The 7289-nt window shown below is 71.3% G+C and carries 8 protein-coding genes; 3 read left to right on the forward strand and 5 right to left on the reverse strand.

Annotated features, from left to right (window positions below):
* Nucleotides 1-31 precede the first annotated feature (31 nt).
* Both FNH08_RS39740 and FNH08_RS39745 read right to left on the reverse strand, forming a co-directional pair.
* Nucleotides 32-1216: a cytochrome P450 family protein gene (locus FNH08_RS39740; protein ID WP_152776389.1), complete on the reverse strand. Its 1185-nt coding sequence runs from the start codon at nucleotides 1214-1216 to the stop codon at nucleotides 32-34.
* 98 nt (nucleotides 1217-1314) lie between these two features.
* On the reverse strand, nucleotides 1315-1995 hold the full coding sequence (locus FNH08_RS39745) for a response regulator transcription factor (protein WP_152776390.1): 681 nt from the start codon (nucleotides 1993-1995) through the stop codon (nucleotides 1315-1317).
* A gap of 167 nt (nucleotides 1996-2162) precedes the next feature.
* Between FNH08_RS39745 and FNH08_RS39750 the strand changes: the two genes are divergently transcribed.
* Complete coding sequence (locus FNH08_RS39750) at nucleotides 2163-3191, forward strand: aldo/keto reductase (RefSeq protein ID WP_322726223.1); 1029 nt, start codon at nucleotides 2163-2165, stop codon at nucleotides 3189-3191.
* A gap of 61 nt (nucleotides 3192-3252) precedes the next feature.
* Here the strand turns inward: FNH08_RS39750 and FNH08_RS39755 are convergent, their stop codons facing one another.
* Nucleotides 3253-4512, reverse strand: coding sequence for a sensor histidine kinase (locus tag FNH08_RS39755; RefSeq protein ID WP_407704551.1), 1260 nt, complete (start codon nucleotides 4510-4512; stop codon nucleotides 3253-3255).
* A gap of 280 nt (nucleotides 4513-4792) precedes the next feature.
* Here FNH08_RS39755 and FNH08_RS39760 point away from each other — a divergent pair, with 280 nt between their 5' ends.
* Nucleotides 4793-4996: a hypothetical protein gene (locus FNH08_RS39760; RefSeq protein WP_152776391.1), complete on the forward strand. Its 204-nt coding sequence runs from the start codon at nucleotides 4793-4795 to the stop codon at nucleotides 4994-4996.
* Nucleotides 4997-5047: 51 nt separating this feature from the next.
* Here the strand turns inward: FNH08_RS39760 and FNH08_RS39765 are convergent, their stop codons facing one another.
* Nucleotides 5048-5443, reverse strand: coding sequence for a ribonuclease domain-containing protein (locus FNH08_RS39765; protein ID WP_152776392.1), 396 nt, complete (start codon nucleotides 5441-5443; stop codon nucleotides 5048-5050).
* A gap of 164 nt (nucleotides 5444-5607) precedes the next feature.
* Entirely contained in the window at nucleotides 5608-6234 is a 627-nt protein-coding gene (locus FNH08_RS39770) for a dihydrofolate reductase family protein (protein ID WP_152776393.1), read from the reverse strand.
* A 288-nt stretch (nucleotides 6235-6522) separates the two neighbouring features.
* On the opposite strand from FNH08_RS39770, the gene FNH08_RS39775 reads away from it, so the two are divergent.
* Nucleotides 6523-7254 (forward strand): SDR family oxidoreductase, encoded by a 732-nt coding sequence (locus FNH08_RS39775; protein ID WP_228034639.1) that lies wholly within the window; start codon nucleotides 6523-6525, stop codon nucleotides 7252-7254.
* The last annotated feature ends 35 nt before the right edge of the window (nucleotides 7255-7289 follow it).

The following is a 7289-nucleotide window of genomic DNA, read 5'->3' on the forward strand; positions in this document are numbered from 1 at the left end:
GGGTAGGGGCGGCGGGGGCGAAAGACACCCCTCACCAGCGCACCGGCAGGCTCCGCACCCCCCGTATCAGCATCCCCGGCAACCAGTCCCCCGCAGGACCGTCCAGCGCCAGCTCCGGGCAGCGCTCCAGCAGCGCCCGGAGGGCAACGCGGCCCTCCAGCCGGGCCAGCGGAGCGCCGAGGCAGTAGTGGATGCCATGCCCGAAGGCGAGGTGCCCCTGAGGCGCGCGACGGATGTCGAAGCGGTCGGGGGCCGGGAAACGGCAGGCGTCACGGTCGGCCGCCGTGAGCCCGACCATCACCGCCTCCCCCGCATCGATGGGCGTACCGGCGATGTCGAGGGGCTCCGCCGCGTACCGGTACGTCGCGTTCTCCACAGGACCCTCGTACCGCAGCATCTCCTCCACCGCGCCCTCCAGCAGTCCCATGTCACCCCGCAGCGCGGCCAGTTGACCGGGATGCGCGAGCAGCGCACGCACGCCGTTGGTGATGAGGTTGACCGTCGTCTCGTGACCGGCGATGAGCAGCAGGAAGGCCATACCGCGCAGTTCGTCCGCCGACAGCCGGTCGCCGTCCTCGTCGGTCGTCCGGATCAGGGCGCTCAACAGGTCGTCGCCGGGCGGGGAACAGCGCTTGTCCTCGATCAACTCCGTCAGGTACTCGCCGAGTCGCACGATCGCGTCGTACTCGCTCTGCGTACTCGTCGGCGCCACCGTCTCCGTCGACAACGCACGGAACGCCTTCCGGTCGAGCTCGGGCACGCCGAGCAGCTCGCAGATGACGGTGAGCGGCAGCGGGTACGCGAACGACTCCACGAGGTCGGCGCGCCCCCTCGGCAGCATGGCGTCCAGCAGCGAGTCGGTGATCTCCTGGACACGCGGCCGCAGGCCCTCCACCCGGCGGGCGGTGAACTCACGCGCTATCAGCCGGCGCAGCCGCGTGTGCCGCGGCGGGTCGGTGACCAGCAGGTACTTGCCGATCAGCTCCTCGTCGAGGAACGTCACGTCGATCTTCGAGCCGTCCTTGGCCAGCCGGGGGTCGGCCAGCGCCGCCCGCGCCTCCTCGTACCCCACGACGAGCCACACCTCGTGGTGCGCGTCCGCTCCCGGCAGCCGCACACGGTGCACCGGCCCGCGGGTGCGCAGCTCGGCGTAGACGGGGTGCGGGTCCTCGGTGAACCCCGGCCCGAACTCCCCCAGATCGATCACTTGCCCCATGAACTTCCCCCTTGAGCCCCTACAGCCGGAGCCCTACGGCCCCAACCGTCCCTGCGTCCCCCAGGCCCGTTCAGCCGTACAACGCACGAGTCGCCCCGCTAGTGCCCGTCCTCCTCCAGGTCCTCCAGGAGTCCGGCGTCGTAGGTCAGCAGGGCGATCTGCACCCGGTTGTTGAGGTCGAGCTTGGCGAGGATGCGGGAGACGTGCGTCTTGACGGTGGCGACGCTCATGAACAGTTCGGCGGCGATCTCGGCGTTCGCGGCACCCCGGCCGACCGCGACGGCGACCTCACGCTCGCGGTCGTTGAGGGCGGCGACGCGGGTACGCGCGTGCGTACGGCGCGTGTCGGGCCCGGGGCCCGCCGCGTGCTCCATCAGCTGGCGGGTGACGGCGGGCGAGAGCACCGGGTCGCCGGCCGCGACCCGGCGCACCGCTTCGACGATCTCCGCGGGCGGGGTGTCCTTCAGGACGAACCCGGCCGCGCCCGCACGCAGCGCCCGCAGCACCTGCTCGTCGGCGTGGAAGGTGGTGAGGACGACGACCTGGGGTGCGTCCTTGCGGCCGCGCAGCCGTTCGGTGGCCGCGAGTCCGTCCACCGTCGGCATCCGGATGTCCATGAGGACGACGTCCGGGCGGGTACGGTCGACCAGCGCCTCGACCTCGTCTCCGTCGGCGCCCTCACCGACGATCTCGATGTCGTCGGCGCCCCCCATCATGAACGTCAGGCCGGCTCTCACCAGGGGGTCGTCGTCGACGAGGAGCAGTCGGATCGCAGTCATGCGGCCTACCGTAATGAGACCGGGCCGCAGGACCGTACGAGTCGCACCGTGCGGGTTCGGCCATACGTGGCCGACGGGGTGCCCCGGGGAGCCCGCGCCGTCGCCGCACGCTCCGTCAACCGTTAGGGTCAGTCGTCGCCATCGTCGTCAACTTCCAGAGGAGTTCCGTGCGTTACCGGCTTCTGGGGCGGACCGGGCTCCGCGTGTCCGAGTTGTTCCTCGGTGCCATGACGTTCGGTGAGCAGGGCGGTGTGGGGGCGCCCAAGGAGGAGTGCGCGCGGATCCTCGACGCGTACGCGATGGCCGGTGGCAACGTGATCGACACGGCCGTCAACTACCGCGGCGGGGAGAGCGAGCGCATCGTCGGCGAGCTGCTCAAGGGGCAGCGGGACCGCTTCGTGCTGTCCACCAAGTACACGGTCTCGCGCGACGGTTCCGACCCGAACGCCGCCGGCAACCACCGCAAGAACCTCGCCCTGTCGCTGGAGACCAGCCTGCGCCGCCTGGACACCGACTACGTCGACATCTACTGGGTGCACATCTGGGACCCGAACACGCCGGTCGAGGAGACCATGCGCGCTCTCGACGACGCCGTACGGTCCGGGAAGGTGCTGTACGTCGGTATCTCGGACGCCCCGGCCTGGGTGGTCTCGCGTGCCAACACCCTGGCCGAGTGGCGGGGTTGGAGCCCGCTGTCGGCGCTCCAGGTGCCGTACAGCCTGCTCAACCGGGACGTGGAGCGCGAACTGCTGCCGATGGCCGAGGCGTTCGGCATGTCGGTCGCGGCGTGGAGTCCGCTGCAGAACGGTGTCCTGTCCGGCAAGTACACCCGCCCGGGCGGCGTCGAGCCGGGCACGGCGACCCGCTTGTCCCAGGACGCGATCGGTGACCGCGAGCGCGCGGTGGCCCAGGCCGTTCAGGAGGCCGCGGACGAACTCGACGTGACGGCGGCGCAGGTGGCCCTCGCCTGGACGACGGCCCACTCCCCCACGGTCCATCCCATCCTGGGCGCCCGCCGGGTCGAGCAGCTCACGGACAACCTCGGCGCGGCCGGACTCGTCCTGCCCGACGAGGTGGTGGCCCGGCTGGAGGCGGCCACGGACTTCCGCCCGGGGTTTCCCTCCGAGTTCATCGAGGACACCTCGGCGTGGGTGTACGGGACGTCCGGACAGCGCGTGGTGCCCCGTACACCCTGAGTCCGGTTCGGGTGCCTTCGCTTCTCTCGGTCGGCCGCAGAGGGCCCTCCCCGCCCGACGGTCAGCCCCACGGCAGCCAGGCCCGCAGCTGGAACCCTCCGTCCTCCTCCTCGCCGTGCTCCAGACGGCCGCCGGCCAAGGTGGTGCGCTCGGTCAGGCCGATGAGGCCCTGGCCGGAGCCGGGGACGGGCGGGACGTCGCCGGGAGGCGCGGGGTTCCGTATGGAGAGGGTGAGTCCGTCGCCCGGGGCGCCCGCGACGGTCACGGTGACCTCCGCTCCGGGGGCGTGCTTGCGGGCGTTGGTCAGGCCCTCCTGGGTGATGCGGTAGGCGGTGCGGCCGACGGAGGCGGGGACGGAGGCGGGCTCGGTGACGCGGTTGTCCAGACCGACCTTCATACCGGCCTCCTGGGACTCGGCGACCAGCGTGTCCAGCGCCGCGAGCGTCGGCTGGGGTCGGCCGGTGTCGTCGGGGTCCCCCGCGCGCAGGACCCCGATGATCTCCCGCAGGTCCTGCAGCGCCTCGTGTGAACTCTCCCGGATGACGCCCGCCGCCCGGACGACCTCGTCGCGGGGCGCGTCGGGCCGGAACTCCAGTGCTCCCGCGTGCACGCTGAGCAGGGTGAGGCGGTGGGCCAGCACGTCGTGCATCTCGCGCGCGATCGCCTCCCGCGCGAGCCGCTGCGCCTGTTCGGCCCGCAGCGCGGCCTCCGTCTCGGCGCGCCGCGCCCGGTCCCGCAGGCTCAGCATGAGGTGCCGTTGGGACCGGACGAACATGCCCCATCCGATGATCGCGACGCCGAGCAGGGTCGAGAGGACGACGGACGCGACGTAGGGCAGATCGGGGGCGGGGCGCCACCAGTAGAAGAGCGGGTTGATCGCGAAGGAGACACCGCCGACCCAGGCGATGTACCGGAACGGGCGGTGCACGGCGAGCGTGAAGAACGCGACCATGCTCGCGCCGCCCGCAGTGCTCGAGATCAGGCCGACCGGCAGCATCGCCACGGCGAGGCCCACCGGCCAGCGGCGCCGCAACCAGACCGCCGCGCATGCCAGAGCCCCGATCAACTGATCTGCGTCGGCAAGGGACTTGGCGATGGCGGGGTCCTTGGACACCTCGTCCGCGCCGATCATGCCGATGAAGACGGCCACCAGGAAGGCGGTGAAGTCGACGATCCAGTCCCGCCCGGTGCGCCGGGGCCGGCCGGAGCGTCCGACGCGGTGCGGCCGGTCCGGGTCGAGTGCGGTGGCCACGGCCGACGGCAGCAGCCAGCGCCCCTGGGTCAGTTCCCGCGCGGGCGGCACCTCGGTCTCTGCCAGGATCGGCGCCTCCGGTTCCGCCGTGGCCGATGGGGCGTGCGTGGCCGACGGGGTGTGCGTGGCCGACGGGGCGTGTGCTGCGGCCGTCGGATTGTCACCTTTCACGGTCAACAAAGCTACGCAGAGACGACGCCGGACACCTACCCCCGTGCCCGACGGACGACCAAAGTCGCGGTCCCGCGGACTTTCGGCGACGGACCGCGTACGAGACGGGGACTTCGGTCGCGTACACCTCGCCCCGCGGCCGATGGCGTGGGGGGTCCGCGGGGCGAGGATCCTGGATATGAAGCAGTTTCTGGAGGTTCTCGGTTTCCTCGCCCTGTGGCAGGGCTCGGGCGGTCTGGTGTACGAGCTGACGGGCAAGCTGCGCTGGGGGATCACCCAGCGCTGGAGTGCCCTGGACGGTTACGAGATCTACGTGAGCGTCGCGCTGATCGTCCTGGCGCTCGCACTGTTCGCGGTGGCCGACAGCCGCAAGCCGAACTGACCGCTGCCGCCGGCCGACCGCTGCGCGTGGCGCCGAACCGGTGGGGCCGGCTCAGCAGTCGTAGTCGATCAGGTCGAACGACTCGTAGTGGTCCGCGGTGTAGTAGTCCTCCTGGTTCTCCTCACCGGTGACGATGCGGCGGGCGCCGCGCGTGGAGGAGCCGGGGGTCTTCACCGTGTACTCGTGGTAGTAGCCGCTGGACTGGCTGGGCAGGATGCCTTCCCGGTTCTGGAAGACGGTCCCGTCCTGCGGGTAGGGGAAGGGACCGCCCGACTCGATCAGGTCGAGCGTGTCGTACGCCTGGGAGGGGAGGTCGCCGTAGCAGATGCTGCCGACGGCGGCCGCCGACGTGCCCGCGGCGTTGGCGGTGACGGTGCCGCCCACGAGCAGGGCGGACAGGAGGGCGGCGGAAGCGCCGATGCGTGTCATGCGTGGGGGGAATCTCATGGGGTCATGATGACGCGCGTAGACAGTGGCATGTCAATGTCAAGTTCCGTGATTTTCCGGGCACGTCACGTAAGTTCTCCGGGAGTTAACCGAAGGCGACCGCCCGCCCTGAACAAGCAGGGGCGGGCGGTTGAACAGCGCGTTTCCCGGATCCCTCCGCGTGGCTAGGCGTCCTCGGGCAGGTCGAACGAGCCGTACGTGGGGCGCCCCTCGAGGTCGTACGTCTGGATGGAGACGCCTCGGCTGGTGACACTTCCCCCGGCGTGCCGGAACGCGGTCGGGACCAGGCCCCGCGCGAACAGGCGGAAGCCGGAGCCGAGGACGACGGGGAAGGTCAGCAGGTGCACCGTGTCGATCAGGTCGAGGGCGAGGAGGGACTGGGCGAGGGCCCCGCTCCCGTGGATCTGCACCTCGCCCTCGGTGCGCTCCTTGAGGTCGGCGACCTCCTTCTCCAGGTCGCCCGCGAGGACGGTCGTGTTGGACCATTCGGGCTGGGTGAGGGTGCTCGAAGCGACGTACTTGGGGAGCGAGTTGAGCTTCGAGGCGACCGGGTTGGCCGGGTCGGTGACCTTCGGCCAGTAGCCGGCGAAGATCTCGTACGTTCGCCGGCCGAGCAGGAACGCGTCCACCCGGCCGAAGTTCTCGTCGACGAACCGTCCGAAGTCCTCGTCGGCGTACGGGAAGGTCCAGCCGCCGTGCTCGAAGCCGTTGCGGCGGTCCTCCTCGGGGCCGCCGGGGGCCTGGTAGACGCCGTCGAGGGTGACGAACTGGGTGAGGGTGAGCTTGCCCATGGTGAGGTGCCTTCCGCGAGGGGGGTCAGTTGTCATCAGTGCAGACCCCGGCGGCGTCGGCAACTCATCGGTCGGATCGGTCGGCCCTTCGGGCTACCTCGTGCCGCGTACGAGGTCGTGGTCCGTTTGCCGCCAGCGTCGGGGAGTGGGGGGCGCTGGGATGGGGGCATGACATCGATACGGAATGTGGACACGGCTGAGGGCGTAGCGCTGGATTCGGCTTCGGCTTCGGCTTTGGATTCGGCTGTGGCTTTGGCTTCGGCTTCGGCTTCGGCTTCGGCGAGTGGGTTGAACGGCAAGGTCGCCCTCGTGACCGGCGGGAGCCGTGGCATCGGCGCGGCCACGGCGGTGCGGCTCGCCCAGGAGGGCGCGGACGTGGCGATCACGTACGTACGGGGCAAGGAGGCGGCCGAGGACGTCGTACGGCGGATCGAGGCGCTGGGGCGGCGGGCGGCGGCCCTGCGTGCGGACGCCGGGGACGCGGCCGAGGCCGCCGGGGTGGCGGATCGCGTGGTGGAAGTCCTCGGGCGCCTCGACGTACTGGTCAACAACGCGGGCGTGGGCTTGCTCGGGCCTCTGGAGTCCCTGTCCCCGGAGGACGTCGACCGGGTGCTCGCGGTGAACGTGCGCGGGGTGTTCCTCACCTCCCAGGCGGCTGCGGAGCGTATGTCCTCCGGTGGGCGGATCATCACGATCGGCTCGTGCATGACCCAGCGGGTGCCGGGGCCCGGGGGCACGCTCTACGCGACGGGCAAGTCCGCGTTGACCGGGCTGACGAAGGCGCTCGCTCGGGAGCTGGGTGGGCGTGGGATCACCGCGAACGTCGTGCATCCCGGTCCCGTCGACACCGACATGAACCCCGCGGACGGGCCGTCCGCCTCCGCCCAGGCGGGCGCGACCGCGGTCGGCCGGTACGGCTCGGTGGAGGAGGTGGCGTCGATGGTGGCGTATCTGGCGGGGGATGAGGCGACGTACGTCACGGGGGCGGAGCTGGCGGTGGACGGAGGGTACGCGGCGTAGGCCGAGGGGGTGGTTTCGCCCCCGCCGCCCCTACC

This window comes from Streptomyces spongiae (assembly GCF_009377185.1).
Taxonomy (GTDB): domain Bacteria; phylum Actinomycetota; class Actinomycetes; order Streptomycetales; family Streptomycetaceae; genus Streptomyces; species Streptomyces spongiae.